10 protein-coding genes are annotated in these 20,535 nt (G+C 59.6%); 9 read left to right on the forward strand and 1 reads right to left on the reverse strand.

The features are described 5' to 3' along the window. The first annotated feature begins 77 nt into the window (after positions 1-77). The 9 genes from C8C95_RS01205 (at position 78) to C8C95_RS01245 (ending at position 19,189) form a co-directional block, all read left to right on the forward strand. Positions 78-5,387, forward strand: coding sequence for a DEAD/DEAH box helicase (locus C8C95_RS01205; RefSeq protein WP_116747369.1), 5,310 nt, complete (start codon positions 78-80; stop codon positions 5,385-5,387). A gap of 165 nt (positions 5,388-5,552) precedes the next feature. Next, complete coding sequence (locus C8C95_RS01210; RefSeq protein WP_347707478.1) at positions 5,553-8,255, forward strand: helicase-related protein; 2,703 nt, start codon at positions 5,553-5,555, stop codon at positions 8,253-8,255. Between the two features lie 3 nt (positions 8,256-8,258). After that, positions 8,259-12,203 carry a restriction endonuclease gene (locus tag C8C95_RS01215; RefSeq protein ID WP_116747371.1) on the forward strand — a complete coding sequence of 1,315 codons (3,945 nt, stop codon included), beginning with the start codon at positions 8,259-8,261 and terminating at the stop codon, positions 12,201-12,203. After that, positions 12,200-13,000, forward strand: a complete 801-nt coding sequence (locus C8C95_RS01220; RefSeq protein ID WP_207780556.1) for an HNH endonuclease — start codon at positions 12,200-12,202, stop codon at positions 12,998-13,000. The genes C8C95_RS01215 and C8C95_RS01220 overlap by 4 nt, the downstream gene beginning before the upstream one ends. 21 nt (positions 13,001-13,021) lie before the next feature. Beyond that, positions 13,022-13,663, forward strand: a complete 642-nt coding sequence (locus tag C8C95_RS01225) for a hypothetical protein (RefSeq protein ID WP_133246201.1) — start codon at positions 13,022-13,024, stop codon at positions 13,661-13,663. A 420-nt stretch (positions 13,664-14,083) separates the two neighbouring features. Then, positions 14,084-16,282, forward strand: coding sequence for a MobA/MobL family protein (locus C8C95_RS01230; RefSeq protein ID WP_165836501.1), 2,199 nt, complete (start codon positions 14,084-14,086; stop codon positions 16,280-16,282). A gap of 81 nt (positions 16,283-16,363) precedes the next feature. After that, on the forward strand, positions 16,364-17,005 hold the full coding sequence (locus C8C95_RS23465; RefSeq protein ID WP_133246202.1) for a hypothetical protein: 642 nt from the start codon (positions 16,364-16,366) through the stop codon (positions 17,003-17,005). Between the two features lie 11 nt (positions 17,006-17,016). Beyond that, positions 17,017-17,271: a hypothetical protein gene (locus C8C95_RS01240; protein WP_133246203.1), complete on the forward strand. Its 255-nt coding sequence runs from the start codon at positions 17,017-17,019 to the stop codon at positions 17,269-17,271. Positions 17,272-17,779: 508 nt separating this feature from the next. Then, positions 17,780-19,189: a zincin-like metallopeptidase domain-containing protein gene (locus tag C8C95_RS01245; protein ID WP_116747376.1), complete on the forward strand. Its 1,410-nt coding sequence runs from the start codon at positions 17,780-17,782 to the stop codon at positions 19,187-19,189. 61 nt (positions 19,190-19,250) lie between these two features. Here the strand turns inward: C8C95_RS01245 and C8C95_RS01250 are convergent, their stop codons facing one another. Further along, the gene (locus C8C95_RS01250) at positions 19,251-20,375 is read right to left on the reverse strand and encodes a site-specific integrase (protein ID WP_116747377.1); all 1,125 of its coding nucleotides are present in this window, start codon (positions 20,373-20,375) and stop codon (positions 19,251-19,253) included. Between the last annotated feature and the right edge of the window lie 160 nt (positions 20,376-20,535).

Raw genomic sequence — 20,535 nt, forward strand, 5'->3', positions numbered from 1 at the left:
TCGACAGGGCCAACTGTGCCTGCGCTCTGCCGCCGTTTGTTCATAAGTCTCCCGGAGACTACTAAGAGGGAGAGTTCATGGATGTCTTTGACCTGAGGCAGCAGGTAGTTGAGGACTACGCAAGTTTTGCGCGCTCCTTTACCCAAATACGTGCCGCCGACTTGAAGGCCCAGATAGACGCCATTTACGCCCAGGACAAATTCTGGCCTGAGCCGTTGCTCCAAATCACGCCTTACTATGAGCCCGGTGGCAATGTGGATGCTCTGGCGGCAGATGGATCCATAAATCCCACCACTGCTCAGATTTTTCGAATTCCTGATGCACCTGCGCAGCCGCTGAACCTTTACACACACCAGGTTCAGGCATTGACCGCCGCTAAGCATGGGCGCAGCTACGTCGTGACCACTGGCACTGGCTCGGGCAAATCACTGTGTTTTTTCATACCCGTCATTGACGCCATCCTGCGCGCCAAGAAGACCGACAGCACCGAGCGCACGCGCGCCATCATCGTGTACCCGATGAACGCACTGGCCAACAGCCAGATGGAGGAGCTGGACAAGTTTCTCAAACACCTCGCTCCCGCACAGCCCATCACTTTTGCGCGCTATACGGGCCAGGAGGGGGAGGAAGCCCGCCGCGATGTCGCATTGAACCCGCCCGACATCTTGCTGACCAACTTCATGATGCTGGAATACCTGATGACACGTCAGGATGAGACAGATCGGAAGGTCATCGGCCACTGCCAGAACTTGCAGTTCTTGGTGCTCGACGAGCTGCACACTTACCGTGGCCGCCAGGGTGCAGACGTTGCGCTGTTGGTGCGCCGCATACGGGCATTGCTGGCACCAAGCGGATTGCAGTGCATTGGCACGTCCGCCACCATGGCCAGCGGTTCTGATGAAGACCGCCGTTCCGCCGTGGCCAAAGTCGCCAGCAAGTTGTTTGGCACGGCTGTGCTGCCGTCGGACGTGATTGGCGAGACGCTGATTCGCGCCACATCACCTGAACTTCACTCAGGCACGGTGTTGGGGCCGCTCGTGCGAGTGGTCAACAATGGCGTATCCGCCACCATCACGGATGCCGAGCTGGCAGAGCACCCGCTGGCCATATGGATTGAAACCCGCCTTGGCATTACCTGGGAAGGTGCCAAATGGGTCCGTGCCAGACCCCAAACGCTGCAAACCGCCACGCAATGGCTGTCAGACGATACCGGTCAGCCGTTAGACAAATGTGCGGAGCTGTTGCGCAATTTCCTGCTCATTTCCTCGATGGCCGAGGAAGACCGCCTTGCGGGTCACAACAGCGGCAAGCGCGGCTTCTTTGCCTTCAAGCTGCACCAGTTCATATCCGGTGCCGGTTCCGCATACGCCACCATTGACCCGGCGGGTACCCGCACGGTAACCGTCAACGCCCAGCAATACCTGCCGAGCGCCCCTGAAAAGCGACTCTACCCCGTTCACTTCTGTCGCGATTGCGGGCAAGAATACCACCCAGTCTTTTTGCAACAAGACGGCGGCCATACCGTTCTGCCGCGCGAAATCGACGATGTGCCACCCAAATTGGACCGCGATGCCGAGGAACAGGCGCCTGACCGACCAAAGTATGGCTTTTTGATGCCAGAGCCCACGGATGGGTCGTTAGATTTTTCCGGGAACGACGAGGACTATCCGGACTCTTGGCTGGAAGAGGACAAGCACGGAACCATCCGTCTCAAAGCGGATGCTCGCAAGAATCGAGCGGAACGCATTGCTGTTGATCCCACGGGCCGTGTGGGTGCGGGTACTTATGCGTGGTTCATGCCTGGCAAATTCCGCTTTTGTTTGATGTGCAAGGCAGTCCATTCAGCACAGGGCAAAGACAACAACAGATTGGCCGCGCTGTCATCCGAAGGACGATCTTCGGCCACCACGCTGTTGACCCATTCGGTGTTGCGCTGGATGCACTCGCAGGAGGCCATACCTGCAACCAGGCGCAAGATGCTGGGGTTCAGTGATAACCGCCAAGATGCGGCCTTGCAGGCAGGGCACTTCAACGACTTTTTATTTGTGAGTCTGTTTCGCTCGGCTTTCCTCGGTGCCGTGCGCGCAGCGGGGCCGGAAGGATTGTCTGCCGACCGCTTAGGGCAAGCTGTCTTCAAGTCGTTGGGCTTCGATAGACCAGGCGCTCAGGGTTTGCGCGAAGAATGGCTGATGGACCCTGAGTTGGAAGGGGCCAACTTCATTAACGCGCAAAAAGCCATGCGCCAAGTGCTGGCCTATCGCGCATGGTTCGACCAGCGTAAGGGCTGGCGTTTTACCAACCCGAACCTCGAACAGCTCGCACTTGTGCGCGTGGAGTACGTGGGTCTTGACGACTTGTGTGCCAATGAGGCCCGCTTTGCCGATGCTCCGCAGCTTTTGAAAGGCGCCTCTCCGCAGATCCGCAAGAACGTCTACCGCATCATTCTGGATGCTATGCGCCAAGCGCTTGCATTGGACCCCGAAGTACTGGACCCGTCCGAGCAAGACACATTGCGGGGACGCTCGATAAATACGCTTCGCGCCCCATGGGGCTTTGGTCGTGAAGAGCAGCTGCGCAGCGCCCGCTACCTGATGTTGACGCCGCCAGCCCGCCGCGACAACTCAATGGCCGACGAAGACAAGCTCTTGCGCGCTGGTTTTCTTTCAGGAATTGGTCGGGAGTTACGCAAGCCTGATCTATGGGGCGGGCGCTCCGAGGCGCGCCAGCTTCGGCATGGTGATTATCAGGTCCTGTTGGGCCACATGTTGCGCGCAGCGGCCAAGGCTGGTTTGGTGGCCGAGGTCCCCACACCATTTGGCACCTCCCTGGGCTGGCACCTCAAAAACGCCTGCATTGAGTTCCATGTAGGCACCGGACGGCCAGCCCGTGGTGGCATGGATAACGCCTTCTACAAAGCTCTGTATGAGAGCCTGGCCGCTGCCATCAACTCGGACTACCACTACTTCGGCTTTGAAGCCCGCGAGCACACAGCCCAGGTGGACAAAGACCGCCGCGAAGCGCGTGAAATGCGCTTTCGCTTCGGTGACGAAGACCAACAGCGCTTGGCCACCAACGCGCGGCAACTCGCCGAGTTGGGAGAGCGTGGCCGCTTCCTCCCGGTGCTCTTTTGCTCGCCCACAATGGAGTTGGGCGTGGACATCTCAGCGCTAAACACCGTGTACTTGCGCAATATGCCTCCCACGCCTGCCAACTACGCTCAGCGCAGTGGCCGTGCTGGACGCAGCGGCATGCCCGCGCTGGTGCTCACTTATTGCGCCGCACGCAGTCCACATGACCAATATTTCTTTGCCGACCCACCCGCCATGGTGCATGGCGAGGTTCGCGCGCCCACGCTGGACCTGGGCAATGAAGAGTTAGTGCGTAGCCATTTGCAGGCCGTGTGGCTTGCGGCCACCAACGCACCGTTGAGTGCTGCCATTGCCGAAGTGGTGGAGGCTAACGAGCAGAAAGATCTGCCACTCTATGACACCGTGGTGAGCTCGTTGTCTGACCCGGCTACCCCACCCATTGCCGTGCAGCGGATCAAACAGGTTTTGGCATTGCTGGCAGATGACCTCACGCCGGAGGATGCGCCTTGGTTCCACGGTACAGATGCGCTTACCGCTGATATTGTGGACAAAGCAGTTACCCGCTTTGATGATGCGTTTGACCGCTGGCGCGAATTGTTCCGCAGCGCTGCCCGCCAGCGCGACCAATCCCGCCGCACCATGGACACGCACAACCTGCCGCAGCGGGAGCGCGATGCCGCCCGAGTGTTACACGCTCAGGCTATTGACCAGCTTAATCTGTTGCAGCGCGGCTCAGAGAGCCTGTCCAGTGACTTCTACACCTACCGGTATCTTGCGACCGAAGCATTCTTGCCTGGTTACAACTTCCCACGCCTCCCATTGACAGCCTTCATTCCTGGCAGTGGTGAGCGAGGTACCAAGGGGGCCTATTTGCAGCGCCCCCGGTTCCTGGCGTTGTCCGAATTTGGCCCCCGCAGTTTGGTCTACCACGAGGGTCGGGCATATCGCGTCACTGCGGCTCAGCTTTCAACACGAGGCGAAGGTGCCGCGCCTGGTGGCTTGCTCAACACCGACACTGCCGTGATCTGCCGCAGTTGTGGGGGTGCCCACTTTCGTTCTGACCCGGCGGACAAGGGCCGCAGCCATTGTCGTGCCTGCGGTGCCTTGCTGATGGACAACAGCGACTTGGTGCTCAACCTCTACCGCATTGAAAATGTCCGTACTTCACCCGCTGAACGCATCACAGTCAATGACGAAGAGCGCCAGCGCCAAGGGTTTGACTTGCAAACCATCTTCCGGTGGGCACGCCGAGAGGGGGGGCAGCAGGATGTCCGCGTGGTGCGTGCCCAAGATGCGGAAGGCTCTGTGGCTACGCTCCGCTACGGACCAGGTGCTGAAATCAGCCGTTTGAACAAGGGCTTGCGCCGCCGTGCCGACCCGACGCAGCACGGTTTTATGGTTAATCCGCTCAATGGCTCATGGGCCAAGATGGACGAGGATGACGGGCGCGATGCAGACCCCACTGTCACACCGAATCAACCCATCGTTCCATGGGTGATGGACCGCAAGAATGCGCTGTTGTTTCAGCTTGCCGAGGAAGGGGCCTCCGAGGTCACCATTGCCACATTGCAATACGCTATCAAGCGTGGCGTTGAGGCGGTCTATCAGTTGGAAGAATCCGAGTTGCTGGCCGAGCCCTTGCCTGACCGCAAGACGCGCAAAGGCGTGCTGCTGTACGAAGCAACCGAAGGTGGCGCAGGGGTATTGACGCGATTGGTCCATGACGAAAATGCCCTGGCCAATGTGGCACGGGCCGCTTTGAAGGTCATGCACTTCGATATTCCCCTCGCTGGGCAGCCACTTCCCGCGCTTGATGAGCTGCATGATGTGCCAGGCACCCAGTGTGTCGCGGGGTGCTACCGCTGTGTGCTGTCCTATTACAACCAGCCAGACCACCCGGTGATTGACCGCCGTGACGCTGCCGCCCGTGCATTGCTGCTGCGGCTTGCAGTGGTGCGTACCCATTTGATGCCCGCATCTGATGAGCTCGCGAGCACTACCAACGCCGATACGGCTCCCCTGGCCAGTGGCAACCCGACTGACGCTACACCCGTCGCGTTGCCAGAGGGCGTTTTCAATGCCGCAGCGCATGGTCTGCCGGAGCCTACTGCGGTGGGCAAGCCCATCGACACCACCGAGGTGCTGGCACTCTGGCGTGCCCAGCGTGTTGCCTTGGTCGGTCACAACGTTGATCCTGCCCCGTTGCGTGATCGAGGGCTTGAAGTATTCGTATGGCCTGCGGATGACGCGCAGGCCCAAGCCGCTGTGGTTGCACAGTTGGCCCAAAAACTATCCTGAGGATTCGTACTGATGAGTGCTGTGATGTCTGAGCCCTTGGGCTCGCACTTCCCCCCTGGGGCCTTGGTGCGTGCCCGTGGCCGTGAATGGATAGTGTTGCCTGGCAGCAGTCCCGACCGGCTGCGCTTGCGCCCCCTATCTGGCAGTGAAGCGGATGTGGCCGTTGTGTCCCCTCGCTTGGAAGCTGTGCACGACCCCGTGGTGGCCGCCAACTTCCCGCCGCCATCGGTTGCGCAGGCTGCTAGCCATGAAGACGCCTTATTGCTGCGCGATGCCCTGCTGATGTCCTTGCGCCGTGGCGCTGGTCCCTTCCGCAGTTTTGGGCATCTGGCATTCCAGCCGCGCGCCTATCAGTTGGTTCCGCTACTGATGGCGCTCAAACAGGAAGTGGTGCGCCTCCTGATTGCAGATGACGTGGGTATCGGAAAAACCATCGAAGCAGGCATGATTGCCCGTGAGCTGATGGACCGGGGCGAGATAAAGCGCTTCGCCGTGCTGTGCCCACCCCACTTGGTGGAGCAGTGGGTGCAAGAGTTGGACGAGCGTTTTCACATCAAGGCGGTGGCCGTCACGGCTGCCAGCGCAGCCCGCTTGGAGCGTGGTTTGCCCGTCACTGACAACATATTCACGGTGCACCCGCACACCGTGGTGAGTCTGGATTTCATCAAGAGTGACCGCCGTCGTGGCGACTTCGCTACCCGTTGCCCTGAGTTGGTGATCGTGGATGAAGCCCACACATGCGCAGGCAATGGCGCAGGCCGCCACCAGCGTTACGACTTGCTGCGGCTACTGGCTGCGGATGCCGAGCGGCACATGCTATTTCTCACGGCCACCCCGCATTCCGGCGATGAAGCCAGTTTCAACAACCTGCTGGGCCTGTTGCACCCCGACTTCTTGCAGCTTGCCACGCTTGCTGGCAGCGCCCGTGAGGCATTGCGCGCCCGCCTGGCGCTGCACTTCGTGCAACGCAGACGGCCAGATATTGCTGAGTGGAACGACGAGGGTGTGTTCCCCCGCCGCGAGACCTCAGACTTGCCCTACTCGCTAGACGGCGCGTGGGCCCATTTTTTCGACTCGGTATTGGACTATTGCTCCGAGATCGTGGAGCGTGCGGGCACCGACCAGCGTCGCCAGCGTCTCAATTTCTGGGGCACCTTGGCGCTGATGCGTAGCGCTTCCAGCAGCCCAGCGGCGGCATTGCAGTCCCTGCGCACGCGTATGTCTAACCAGATCACCGAAGCCGACGAAGAGTCCTTGCGTGACCGCGTGTTTGACGGCGCAGAAGACGCCATGCCGGACGACGATGCCGAGCTACCTGCCGACAACGCCGAGCCTGCACTGGCAGACCTGATTACCCAAGCCCAGCGCCTGGCCGCTGACGGCGGCGACCCCAAGTTGGTGGCCCTCCGCACTCACCTCGAAAAAGACTTGCTCAAACCCGGCTTTGCACCCGTGGTTTTCTGCCGCTACATCGCCACTGCGCACTACCTGTACGAACACCTCAAAAGCCGCTATCCCGGTGTCACGGTGGGCATTGTGACCGGCGAACTGGCACCCGAAGAACGCAAGGCCGCTGTGATGGCTTTGGGCGAGGCCGACCGCCCGATGCTGATTGCCACCGACTGCATGTCCGAAGGTATCAATCTGCAAGAGCATTTCAGTGCCGTGGTGCACTATGACCTGAGCTGGAACCCCACGCGCCACGAGCAGCGTGAAGGCCGTGTAGACCGTTTTGGCCAAGAGCGCCGCGTGGTGCGCGCCACGCTGATGTATGGCCGCAATAACCCGGTGGATGCCGTGGTGCTGCGCGTCATCCTGCGCAAGTCCAAGAAAATCAAGGAAGAGCTGGGCGTATCAGTACCCCTGCCGGATGACGACCACTCGTTGACGCAGGCCCTCATGCATGCTGTGTTGGGCTCGCGTCGCAACAAGAACATGGAATTGTTCGACTTCGAGGACATGCCAGAGGTCAAACAGATGGACGTGGCTTGGACCGACATGGCAGAACGCGCCAAGCGCAACCGCGCCGTGTTTGCCCAAAACCGTATCAAACCCGAGGAAGTGCTTCCCGAGTGGAAGAAGATGCAAGCCGCTTTGGGTGACCCGGAGGATGTGCAGCGCTTTGCCCGCCGTGCCCTGCGCAGACTGGGTTCCGCATTGGAGCCACGCAGTGCCCAGGCTGACCGTGGTTGGCGCACGCCACTTGCTGCTTTGCCGGAAGACCTGCGGGAGCGACTGATTGGCGAGGGCCTGCAAGGCATGGTGGGTCTAAGCTTTACCCTGCCACCGCCCGTGGGCACCCGCTTTGTGCACCGCAGCCACCCGCTGATCAGCACATTGGCCGAAGGCCTATTGGAGCGTACGCTGGCCGAAGCCGGGCTGGATGCCGACCCCGCCAATAGCGATGCCGCCATGCTGGGCCGCACTGGCTGCTGGGTCAGCTCTGCCGTTACCGTGCAGACCACCATTCTGTTGCTGCGCTTGCGCCACCAATTGAGTAGCGTGGATGCGCGTGGGGGAGACACCTTGCTGGTGGAAGAAGCCGCCGCCGTCGCCCTGTGCTCCGCCGATGGCGGCCAGCGGTTTGATATCACTGCCGGTGACGAGCCGTTAAGTTGGCTCGCTGCCCCACCTGCCGAAACTTTGGACGACCGCGCCCGCGAAGCCCGCGTGATGAGTGCTCTGGGCCAATGGGCGCAGTGGCAACCCACTTTGGAAGCCTTCGCCCGCGAACGTGCCAATGCCTTATTGACGGACCACCGCCGCGTGCGCGAAGCCGCCCGGTCGCGTGGCCGCTATGAGGTGACCCCCTTGCTGCCGGTGGACGTGATTGGCGTGTTCGTGTTGCTGCCCCCACTGGATATCTGAGCTATGCCGCAGAACACATCTTCACTGAACACCGACACCCTCTCGATAGAGGGCGGCCTATTTACCGCCGAATGGTTGGGCAAGGTAGCCTCCCAACAAGCGCCGGTTCAATCTGACGCTGACTATGCCGTGCGCGCTGGCTTCAACGTGCGGGAGGAGATCGGCCTGGCTTGGCGCTCAGCACAGAGTCTGTGGCGGCAGTTCGACCAAGCCCGCAATCTGCCTGGCCACGATGCCTGGGGCATTACTCAGCAATGGTCTACCGAGCTGCTTCGCCAGTGCTTTGCCTTTCAGCTCACTCAGCACACCGCGCCCGTGGTGGTAGACGAGCGCAACTACCCCGTGCCTTACAGCGCATTGAATGGCCGGGTGCCCGTCGTGGTGTCGGCGTATGACGAAGCCAAGGCGCTGGATACCGCCCATAACCGCTTGGGGGACAACTCCGGCGAACGCATACGCCGCCGCAGTGCCTTTGGCTTGCTGCAAGAGAGCCTAAACGCTATGACAGACTCGTTGTGGGGTGTGGCCATCAACGGATTGCAACTGCGTATTGCGCGCGACAACGCCAGTTTGACCCGCCCTGCCTGGGTAGAAGTGGACTTGGAACGCTTGTTCATCGAAGACCGCTACGCTGACTTTTCGGTGCTGTGGCTGCTGCTACATGCCAGCCGCTTTGGTGCCCAAGGAACGGCCTCGCTGGATTGTGCATTGGAGCAGTGGCGCAATGCCTGTCGAGACCAGGGCACCCGAGCCCGTGAAACATTGCGCAGCGGCGTGGAGGCCGCCCTTCTAGCGCTTGGCCAAGGCTTTGTCAGCCATCCCGGTAACACAGCGCTGCGCGAGGCGCTGGCCAGCGGTAAATTGAGTCCACAGGACTACCTGCGGGAGCTGCTGCGGTTGGTATACCGTCAGATTTTTCTACTAACCGTGGAAGAGCGGCAGGTTCTGCACCGCGCAGATGCAGATACAGATGCCGTAACTCTATACGCCGAAGGGTATAGCCTGCGGCGCTTGCGCGAGCGCTCGGTGCGTCGCAGCGCCCATGATCGCCACAGCGATTTATGGCAGGCCATGAATCAGGTGTGGCAAGGGCTCGCTGTGGGCGAACCTCTCCTCGCGTTGCCCCCGTTAGGAGGCTTGTTTGAATCGACGCAGTGTCCCACTCTTGATGCTTGCCGTTTGGAAAACAGGCACTTGCTGTTAGCGCTATTTAACCTGACCTGGCTGCGCGAAAGTGCAAATGCCCCACTGATTCGCGTTAACTGGCGCGACATGGGGCCGGAGGAGCTGGGCAGCATTTACGAAAGTTTGCTGGAATTGGTGCCCCATCTCAGCAATGAGCATCGACAGTTCAGTTTCCAGACAGGTGCAGCCACCCGTGGAAACGCTCGCAAGACCAGTGCCAGTCACTATACCCACGATACTTTGGTGGAATTGCTGTTGGACGAAGCGCTGGAACCCCTCATTGCGCCTGTACTAGCAGCACACCCAAGCGGACAGGGCGCCATCGACGCCTTGCTGGCCTTAACCGTGGTCGATCCCTCATGCGGCAGCGGCCACTTTCTCCTCGGCGCAGCACGACGCATTGCCAAGCACCTAGCCCGCATCACAGCAGAAATGAACGGCAACGGCCAGCCGAGCCCGGCTGACTATCGCCATGCGCTGCGCCAAGTCATCGCCCACTGCGTATACGGAGTTGACCGCAACCCCATGGCGATCGAGCTATGTAAAGTGGCGCTATGGCTTGAAGGTGTCGAGCCCGGGCGGCCGCTCGGATTCCTCGACGCACACTTGCGTTGCGGCGACGCACTGCTGGGCGTGCACGATCTGTCGGTACTGCGCTCTGGCATACCTGCCGAGGCTTTCTCACCGATGAAGGACGTGCTGGCAGACACCGGCATCACTGGCGCGTTGGTGGACGACCGTGAGGCAGCATCTGCGCTTAAACGGCGTAACGCAGGTGAGCGCGCCAGACCCACGCTGCCACTGGCCGGACTAAACCTTGGCATCCCCGAGGAATTGGACGCTGTGCTCGCCCGTCTCAGCAGTGACGACCACGGTCTTGCCGACGTAGAGGTTAAACGGCAACTTTTCGAGCAGGCGCGTGCCGACGGCACGATGGCTTGGCGTCTGCTGCGCGCATGCGACCTCTGGACTGCAGCGTTCTTCAGCGTCAAGAGGTCGGTCGAGCGCCAGGGTCGGGAACGCACGCCGACGTCGGACGTTGTCTGGCGCTTCCTGGCCGACCCGGCAAGCATTCAGCCCCATGTTGCCGAGGAAACCGAGGCCCTGTGCCGTCAGTACCGTTTCTTTCACTGGCCGCTGGAATTTCCGGAGGTGTTCAAGCGCGGCGGGTTCTCATTGGTGCTTGGCAATCCGCCGTGGGAAACGATGAGCCCGGACGCCAAGGAGTTCTTCTCTAAGCACGCACCCGACATCGCCAGCATGAGCCCGCCCGAGCAGCATGCGTGCATCGCAGAGCTGCTGAACCTACCCGGCATCTGCGACGACTGGGAGCGCCATAGCCGCGAGCTTTATGCAGCCGTCCGCTTCATCAAGGAGAGTGGGCGATACCGCATGTTCGCGGCAGGCAACCTTGGCAAGGGCGACTTCAACGTATACCGGCAGTTCGCCGAGCTGGCGCTGAGCTTTGCGGCGCCTGACGGCGTGGCAGCGCAGATCGTGCCCGAGAACTTCTACAACGGTGCCAACGCATCAGGCATCCGTGCTGCGCTATTTGATGAGTTCCGTGTCAGCGCACTGTACGGGTTCGAGAACACCCGTCGCGTGTGGTTTGCCGGGATCGACACTCGAATGAAATTCACCCTCTACTGCGCCTGGCGCGGCGGTGCGACAGCGGAGTTCCCGGCGGCATTCGCCATCAATTCCGAAGTACGCCTTCAGGCGGCGCGGGAGCGGCCATTGCGATTGCCGGTTGCGCTTCTGCGTGAGTTCTCGCCCGAGGCGCTGGCGGTGATGGAATTCTCAAACCAGCTCGAGATCGATATCGCGCGCAAGATGTATTCGCGATTTCCACGGCTGGGCGACGAGATTGATGGCCTCCCGACGTGGGTTCCTGCGGCCGAAGTCCACATGGGTAACGACAATGCGCTGTTCACAACCGACGCACGCGGCTGGCCTCTCTACCAGGGCAGTATGGTTACGCACCATGATTACCGTGCCAAAGGCTACCTGTCCGGGCACGGACGCAACGTCACCTGGGAGCCGCTGGCGTTCGGTTCACCAGCCAAGAGCATCCGGCCGCAGTGGCGCGTGTTGCCGGATCAGCTACCGAACAAGGTTGGTGACCGAGTCCGTCGATACCGAATTGGCTTCTGCGATGTGGCTCGTGCCGACGACCAGCGCAGCCTGATGGCGGCGCTTATTCCACCCAACACGGTGTGTGGGCACAAGGTACCCACCATCGAGTTCGAGCCCGCCGATTCCTCGGTGATGATGCTCTGGCTGGGCGTTGCTAACTCACTCGCAATGGACTTCGTAGTGCGCATGAAGGTATCGCTGACGATGTCAATGTCGATTCTTGCCTCCTTGCCTTTCCCGCGTCACGTTCCAGTCGGCGACTTCGCGGCAAATGCGTGTGCCCTCGCTGCGCGCCTATCCTGCGCCGGCACCGAGATGAACGACTTCCTCCGAGCTCTTCAGCGTGAGCCAGCGCTAGCAGGGCTAAACCTGACGCCATCAGACGACCCCGAAGAGCGCGCACGCTTGGCGGCTCAGCTGAACGTGGTGGTGGCTCGGGACCTGTTTGGCCTGGCGCGGGACGAGATGCGGTACCTGCTGGAACCGCGCGACGTGCTCGGCCCCGACTGCACCGCTGAGACTTTCGCCGCCCTGCGCAGGGCCGAGGAACGCGAGTTCGGGGTGTACCGCACGCGGCAGCTGGTGATGGAGGCCTGGGACCATATGGAGGCAGGGCAGTTGGCATGACCCAGTTCCCAATTGCCCCCACGTTGCCACTGCTGGTGCGGCACTATGTGCGCAAGGCCGCGCGCGAGGCTGGGTTTGACGTGTTGGAAGACATGGCCCAAGCTGTGTTGTGCCGCAGCAGCCATGCGCCGCTAGTTTGTGGTGCGTGGGCTAGTCAAGCGGGCGGCTTTGTAGTTTCGCTCTCAATGCCCAGCGTGGTGGCAACGCTTGGTGTTGCCCATGCAGCGGCGCTGCCTTCGTCTATGCCTACCGGGCTCCCGACGATGGCCGCCTTGTTTTCGATTCCAGACGCGCCAGCCTTGGAGCAGTTTCTGAATCAGGCTTGGAACTTGTCCCGTGCGTTGCCCAATGCATTGGAGCAACGGTTTGAAAAGGCGATGCAGGAAATCGGAGCGACCGAACGTGAGGCAACCGTAAAGCAGCGAGTCGGCCAAGGCCTGTTTCGCGAAGGCTTGATGACACTGTGGGGAGGCAAGTGCGCCATTACGGGTTTGGACGTGCCTGAAATGCTTCGCGCGAGTCACGCCAAGCCATGGGCAGACAGTACCGATGTCGAGCGGCTTGACGTTTTCAACGGCATGCTGCTGGCTGCGCATTGGGACGCTGCATTTGATGCTGGACTGGTGACCGTGGAGGCCAACGGAACGTTGAAGGCCAGCCCGAGACTACCGCCAAGAGCTCTGCAAATTTTGGGTGGTCCGATTGGCCTTGCAGCCATCGCGATCAAATTGCACCCGCAGCATGCGCCCTATTTGGACTGGCATCGCAGCGAAGTTTTCAAAGGCGGTGTCATATGAGTGGTTGTATTGGGGCGGACCATGACACCTGAGCGCTTTTGCACGGAGGTGCCGCAACGCATGAGGCGGCTCTTGGATGCAATGTATCCGGTGGCACAGGAGCAAGACCTGACCACCAGTTTCGCGCTGATGGTGGCGATGCCACTGTTGATGATCCCCTTGGAGCGCACCGCCACTTATAGGGGTGAGCCAACCAATGCGATTAGCGAAGTGGACACCGCGCAGCCCTTTGTGCGGGCATTGCGTCAGCTCAAACGAGGCCTGTTTTGGGAGACGTTTTTGCGTGAACCCGACCTACTGCGAAGGTGGAGGTTCACGGAAATCACCAGACGGATTGACCATCCATCGCAGTGGAGCGATTCCCTGGACCGGCACCCCATGCGGCCTGGTGCCCGTAACGACATCAGAGCGCAGACCGTTGAAAACGTGTTGATGACGCTGCGGCATGCGCTGGCGCATGGCAATGTGGTGTATCTGAACGAAGAAGGTGACGAAGCACCAGGCAGGCGCGTCACCCACATGGCGTTTGTTGCGGATGGGCGCGGCACTGACGCTTACCGAGTAATTATCGTGGAAGAGGCTGCATTCGTCGAATTTCTAAAAGTGTGGGCCGACTGGCTGGCGGGCTACAACATTGACAGTTCTTTGCGGCACGCAGCTTAGATCTGCTTTGCGTTGGCTGCGAAGACGGACGGCGGCATGATGGCGTTTAAACGACGATGTTTTGAAAATGTGTTGATGCCAACACGCCGGTCAGTAACTTTTTTGAGTCTTGAAGTTGAGCAAGGTTGTTGAGTTTTTCGGAGAACACCGTCGATAGCCCAACGATAGCTCTTCGATTGGAGGGCGCATTGACGACGAACTTCTTGACATGCTGAATCAGAGCTGCCGGACACCCGGCATTGCTACCTCCCAATTGTTTGCAATTTCGGTTGCGCCATGTACCTTGGGTGCATGGGACTTCCAAGACGCCATTCACTATCCAGTACCTGGATACCAAGCGCACTTAGAAGTTGGCCCCTGTCGGGTCAACTTCTGTTGTGGGCTTCGCCCCGTGCTGTCCTGCGTCCCCACGGCTCCCGCATGCTGTCCGAGGGCGGACTGCATGTGTCAATTTGCCCGCATTGGCCGGGGTCGGCCAAACGGGTGCGCGAGCAGCGCGGGTTGATACCCATGGCGATTTTCCACCTCACGGCCAAATGGCACACCCGTAAGAAGAACAAAAAACTGCGAGCACTGCGCGCATACGCTTATCGCGCAGGGGCCAGGGTCTTCGACCCGTTGAACAACCGGGTCTACAACTCCACGAACAAAACGGAAGTGGTTCATTCGGAGACGGTAGCACCACCCAACGCACCCGCTTGGATGCGCGATCCGTTAGCGCTCTGGGAGAACATTGAACGGAGGGAAACCCGCAAGGATGCCGTCTTGTTTGCTGAGTGGGAGGGTGCCGTCCCAAACCAGCTGGACCTTGATGCCTGCATCGCTATCGCTTCCGCGTTCGTCAACGATTTGGTGGGCGAGGGCATGATCGTAACTTGGGCCTTGCACGACAAACCTGGCAACAGGCACTTCCACGCCATGGCCACCACGCGCAACATCGAGGGGGACCAATTCGGGGCCAAGAACAACCGCTGGCGGCAGCGCGCGTTGCTCTACAAAACGCGCGAGTGCTTAGCCGAGCACATCAACACCGCGTTAGAAAAAGCTGGTCTGCCTCAGCGCGTAACGCACAAGTCGTATGCCGATCTAGGGATAGACAGAGAGCCCACGAAGCATGTTGGGCCCGAGCATTCAGGCAACCACGACTCACCCTACCAAGCCAAACGCGAAGGCCGCCTGCGCAACAACCGGCGCATCAAAACCGTCTACCAACAACGCAGCAAGCGTCGGCGTGCGGAAGCGCGCAATGGCCTGGTGGCCGGTGTGCAGGCGGGAAAGCTGATGACGGCATTGCACTATCAGCTTGGAGAATCGCGCCAAGCCGCCGCTGCACCGACCCCTCCGTCAACGTCGGTCGAAGCGCTGGCGGCATATAACGACCTGCATACGGAGCTGCCGGGTGCCGACGAAATATTCTTGGCAATGGGACGGGTTCGCGCAGGATTGGGACGGCAGTGGAACTGGCCCACACTCGCTGCCCAATACAAGCGCTTGGATAAAAAATCTGGCGGCGACGTGCTCGACGCGCTGTTAGTCAAGGAATTGATTTGGGTCGTTAGCCGGTCGCCCGAGCAGATCTCGGAGTTTGGCAAGCTGGTGCCGCGCTCGCGCATGGCGAACATTGCGACAGCCGCCAGAGCGTGGGCGCATTCATCTCAGCCCGAAGTGCTGCATCTCATAGATAGCATGGTGGCCGGTGCGGCTGCCGCTTCGCCGAATGACTCGGACAAGCAAGCTATGCCCGCGAGCGGCGCTTCGCCGGAGCCCGATTTTCTGAGTTACGCCGATGCTTTCACACCACTGGCCTATCTCATTACCGATATGGCCGCGCTGGTGGGAACCTGTCAGCAGGTCGCGCGCAGCATCGAAAAAAAGATATCCCCAGACATCCTGGCCAAGCGCATAAACCGACTGCTGGCGGGTGATACCTGGCCAGCCAACCAAGCCCAATTGTTGGATGCGCTGATCACTGGCGAAATTGTCTTCGCGGCCAAACGTCGGCAGCACAAACTTGCCGACGCACTGAATGCTGTGCCACCTGATCACCGCAGTCATTTTGAGCACGTTGTTGCATCGGTGCTGGGTGCTTGCGTGGTGGATGCGGGCCATGCCGTGGCATCGCGTGCACTGCCTGCACAAGCCCAGATGGAAGTGCAGGCCGAATGCAATGTGCGGATGGCACTCAGCGACTGGCAGCTGGCCGACTATCCAATACGGTGTATCGCAATGAAGGCGATGGGCAAGGAATACCTGTGGAGCGAATTCCAACGGGACATCCAGCGCCATGCGCAGCATCACAGTGGATGGCAGACAGCATGGTGGCAGGAGAAGCAAGTGACGTTGCAAGGCCGTGAGCTGGCGGCCTTCCGCAAGCACTTACCAGCTTGGTTCGCACTGCGTCGTTCCCAGCAGTATTCCCTTGCTGCCCATGACCCCAACCCGTCGATGTCGATGACGCGCGACCTGCGTGGCCCCAAAGCGGCTACGCCCGAGCCCTCACAAAGCGAGGCTATTGGCTGCATCTATCCTGCGCATCTGACAACCGAACACCTGCCAAATCCATGGCACGTTAATCCCGCTGCGCGCGACAACGGCGCAACGCCGGGTGCAACGGCATAAATGCTTGTCTGGCCAGAGCACCTACTGCTAGCTTGAAAGCGCGCGCACGCTGATCGTTCGCGTGCTTTCAAGGAGTTCAATATGTCAGATAAGGCCTTCCGGGTGCAATGCATTCCAGACAGCAAGTTTTGGGATCGGCTGGCAAACAGTCCCTCCCCCAATGGCAGCTTCCCTGAGGTTATGAACCTGGGCAAGCAGATGAGTTTCTCTTACGCGCCGTTCAATGCGCTGGACGGGTACGCTGACTGGGGCAACTCGCAGCGCGCACTGCATTACGTGGTGCCCCCCACCCCGGCCCCAATTAGGTCTATCGGCTATCTCGTTGCACCGCCATCAGCGAGCACCAGACAAAGGCGCGTGTTTGTCGCGTTCTTCTATGGTCCGGGACAGGCGGTATTGGCAGAGACGCATCCCATGACGTTGCTGCACAAGCCCTTGGGACTGCGGCTGGCCAGCGGTATTGTGTTCGGCGACGACACCTTCACTGTCAGCAACGTAGTCATCAAGGGCGATGACGCACCCATTCGCATCGCAATGGCCGGGAAAAACCCCGCCCTAACCCTGTCGATCACCGAGGGGGAGCCGCCGACAGCGCCCGGCAACACGATGTCTGGCGGCTCAACGCAAGCCGAAGCACCGCTCCTCAACGTGCTCAACATCAACGTGGGCATTCCTCATCTGGCCGCGCTCAACGTGAACTTGCCACTGGCGGCGGTGATTTGATGGCGCACGCTATGGAGCAGTTTTTGTGGGCATGGGTCAAGCGACTGTTACAGCCCTTGTTCGCCGAAGTGCAGCCCCACAAGGTTTCTGCGTTTGACTGGACATCCGCGCATTGGGCAGCGGTGGCTCAGCAATCGCAATCAGAAGTGCAGTCCCGCAGTGCTGCGATGCAATCCAAAGAAGCCGAAAATTTACGGCAGGCAGCTGAAAAAGCCACTCTTGCAAAGCAAAGAGATGACACAGCCATCGGTACGTTTGAGCTGTAAAAAAACATTGCCTTACGCGGCTTCGCCGTCCTCAGAACGGTGGAAGCGGCCAAAAGCAAATAGGTCTCTTCGTGCCTCTCAACTTCGCATCCATCACGCCATTCGCATGCTCGCGTCATGCTGATTGCTTTGAGTTGTAGGCATGGTGCGGGAGACAGCGCGTTGAACATTGTGCGGTCAGTTCATGGTTCGGTCCTGTCATGGGCGAAGGACCGACACCATGCACTTATGCGACCGCCCCACATCCACCGCGAAAGTCCGCGTTCACCACTTGGCCCTGTTTTTGTGCTGGGCCGCTGTGGCGTTCTTCCAGATCGCAGGCATCAAAACGCACGCTACCGGAGGCCCTGCATCAGCTCCCAGGCCTGCTGTGTGTGCAGTGATGCGTCAACGCCTTTTTGGCTAAGCGACACGCATACCGTTCGTCGCCCGCAGCACATGCGAATTGGTGGATCTTCATATCGGCGTTCGCTAGCTTGGGACGGTCAACCCACCCCAGGAGAACCACATGGACAACGACGCCGATATCGACGCACTGGCATTCAGCGCTGTCGCAGAAGAAAAACCCAAGAAGCCAAGGAAGACCACCGCCCCCGTGGCATCAAGGAAGAAACCAAGACCGCGCAGGCCCAAACCAAAGCCTGCCAGATCCCCCGCCGTACCAGCTGACGAATCGACGCCCGACACAGGTGCCACCCTTGCGGAATCGGAGGCTGGTGCGCCCACAGCTTCCAAGAAAAAGACGATGGAGCAGATCACCAACCAGATATACCGCGATGCTGCGGAACGCATCGTGGCACTCATGGATGCTGGCAACTCTATATGGCAAAAGCCGTGGGTGGCGCCACGCGGCCATTCACGACCATACAGCGCACATAGCGGCCTGCCGTTCTCGGGGTTCAACCGATTCAGCTTGATGTGCGAGATGCTCGCCAACGGATGGACCGATGCGCGATTCATAACGTACCGCCAGGTACAGGCCATGGCGGCGAGCATGGCCAATGAAGGAGTGAAGCCAGAGGATTTACCGCATGTCAAAGCAGGAGCGCGCGGCTTGCCCATCTACAAGTTCGGCTTTGTGGAGAAGAAGACGCCCGCTCTGGATGCTGCGGGCCGTCCCCGGATGGACGGCGATGGCAAGCCCATCTTCGACATTGTGCGTGGGCGTCCCTACTTGCGGTCTTACACGGTCTTTCCAGCCAGTGCCATCGCGAACATGCCGCAGCTACCCGCGACAGAGCCAGAGCCGGTGTGGGCAGTGCGCTCGCAAGTGGAAGAGCTGATCGAAAAAATGGGGGTGCCCGTCAGACACACGCCTGGCAATCGCGCGTACTACTCCATCACTACGGACTCGATCACGATCCCCGCGCGCGCGCAGTTTAAGGACACAGTGGACGCCAGCGGCCATGTAATCGAGGCGGCGAGCGACAAATACCTTTCAGTGTTGCTGCACGAAGTATCCCACGCCACTGGCGCCAAGCATCGCCTTGCGCGCCCCATGAGTGGGGTACATGGATCACCCTCATACCAGAGAGAAGAGCTGGTCGCGGAGACGGCTAGCTGCTTCCTACTTTCGGAAGCTGGGTTGGCTTGTGCCGCCACATCTACGGAGACTATGGCCAGAACCGCAGCATATTTGAGTTCGTGGCGCCAAGCGATTCTTGACGATCCCAAGGCACTCATGACTGCATTCGCAGAAGCGGAAAAAGCCGCTGACTGGGTAATGCAACGTCATCCCATTCAGCTGGAAGCAGCAGCCAAGGCGGCATGCGAGGGGCAAGCCATGGGGCATAAGGTGGGCGCGTGCGTAGGCGTGCAGCATGCGCCTAGTGCGCCAGAATACGAGAATCAGAACAACTGGGGGATGCCGATCAATGCGCCCGACTGGAATGGTCTCGGCTCTTTCCCAATGCCGTAGATCCGGCAGCAGCATTCGAGTAACCCGCCATAGGCACAGGATGGCTAACGAGCCGCACCAACTACCGTTTTTCGCCGTCAAGCCTGCGCGCGAGCGCGTTGGGGCGAAGTGCAGAGTAGGCTTTGAGCATTTCGGACGAGGTGTGTCCGGTGATGCTCATGATTTCGCTATCAGTCAGGTCAGTGGTCTCAAACAAGCGGCTGACACCTTCATGTCGCAGATCATGAAAGCGGAAATCTTCGATGCCCGCGCGTACCGCCAGCCGCCTGAATCCCTTACTGGTCGTCGCACTATCGCGCCACATGTGGAAGACGCGGTCTTCACCCTTGACCCGAAGAGTCGCCATTTTTTCGAGAATGGCCAGCGACTTTTTCGACAGCGGTACCGTGCGGAAAGTGGACGTCTTGACGTTCTCTGGCGGGATGGTCCAGCTTCGCCCTTCCAAGTTGAGATCGCTCCACTTGGTTTTGAGGATTTCCTGCATTCGCGCCGCCGTGTTCAACGCAAAGTCGATCAGCAACGGCCACTCTACTTTGTGATCGTATCCCCTAACTGCGGCCTCATGCAGGCGTTCCAGTTCTCCCGCTTCCAATCGGCGCTTGCGCTTGCCTGCCCATGCACGCGGGATTTGGAGCTGCAAGAAGAGATTGCTTGGAAGGACGAAGTCCTCGCGCACTGAATACCAAACCAGGATCTTTTTAAGCACAAAGAAGTGCCGACGCACGGTACTCTCGCTGTACGTCTTCCTCTTGCCGTTCTTGTCGAGCCCACCGTTGTAGTACGGGTGAACTTTCTTGCGAGGCTGCGTGGCCACCTCTGTCTCCAAGAACCGGTCAATCCATGCCTGTATCAGTTGGTTCGTGATTTCGCTAATGGCAAATTTCTTGAAATCTTGGTTCAAGCTTTGGACTGCCATGATTTCGCCCGGCGTCAGCACCCTTTCTTTGGTTTTCAAGGGCTTGTAGTGCTTGATGTATTCAGCACAGGCGACCGTAAACATAGTCGTCTGCGCTTTGCGGCTGATGTTCTCGCCGCGATCAATTTTTCCCTCGATAGCACGGGCCCAGCTTTCGGCTTCATCCTTCCTCTTGAAGGTCTTGCTCAGGGTCCCAGCAACTCCCCGATTGATGCGGCAGTCATAGACGGAGCTGCCGTCTTTAAGCGCCCGTTTCTTGATAGAACCCATCGTAATCTTTCAAGATTCTCCACACGTCGGAGAGATTTTTGTGAGATATTAGGGTTTTATCGTATCAGAAAATCATCGTAACTTGTTGATTTAAAAGGTGAAAACTCAACAAATATCAGCTACCTTCTAAGCTATAGGTCGGGGGTTCGAGTCCCTCCGG

The organism is Acidovorax sp. 99 (assembly GCF_003096455.1).
Lineage (GTDB): Bacteria > Pseudomonadota > Gammaproteobacteria > Burkholderiales > Burkholderiaceae_C > Acidovorax > Acidovorax delafieldii.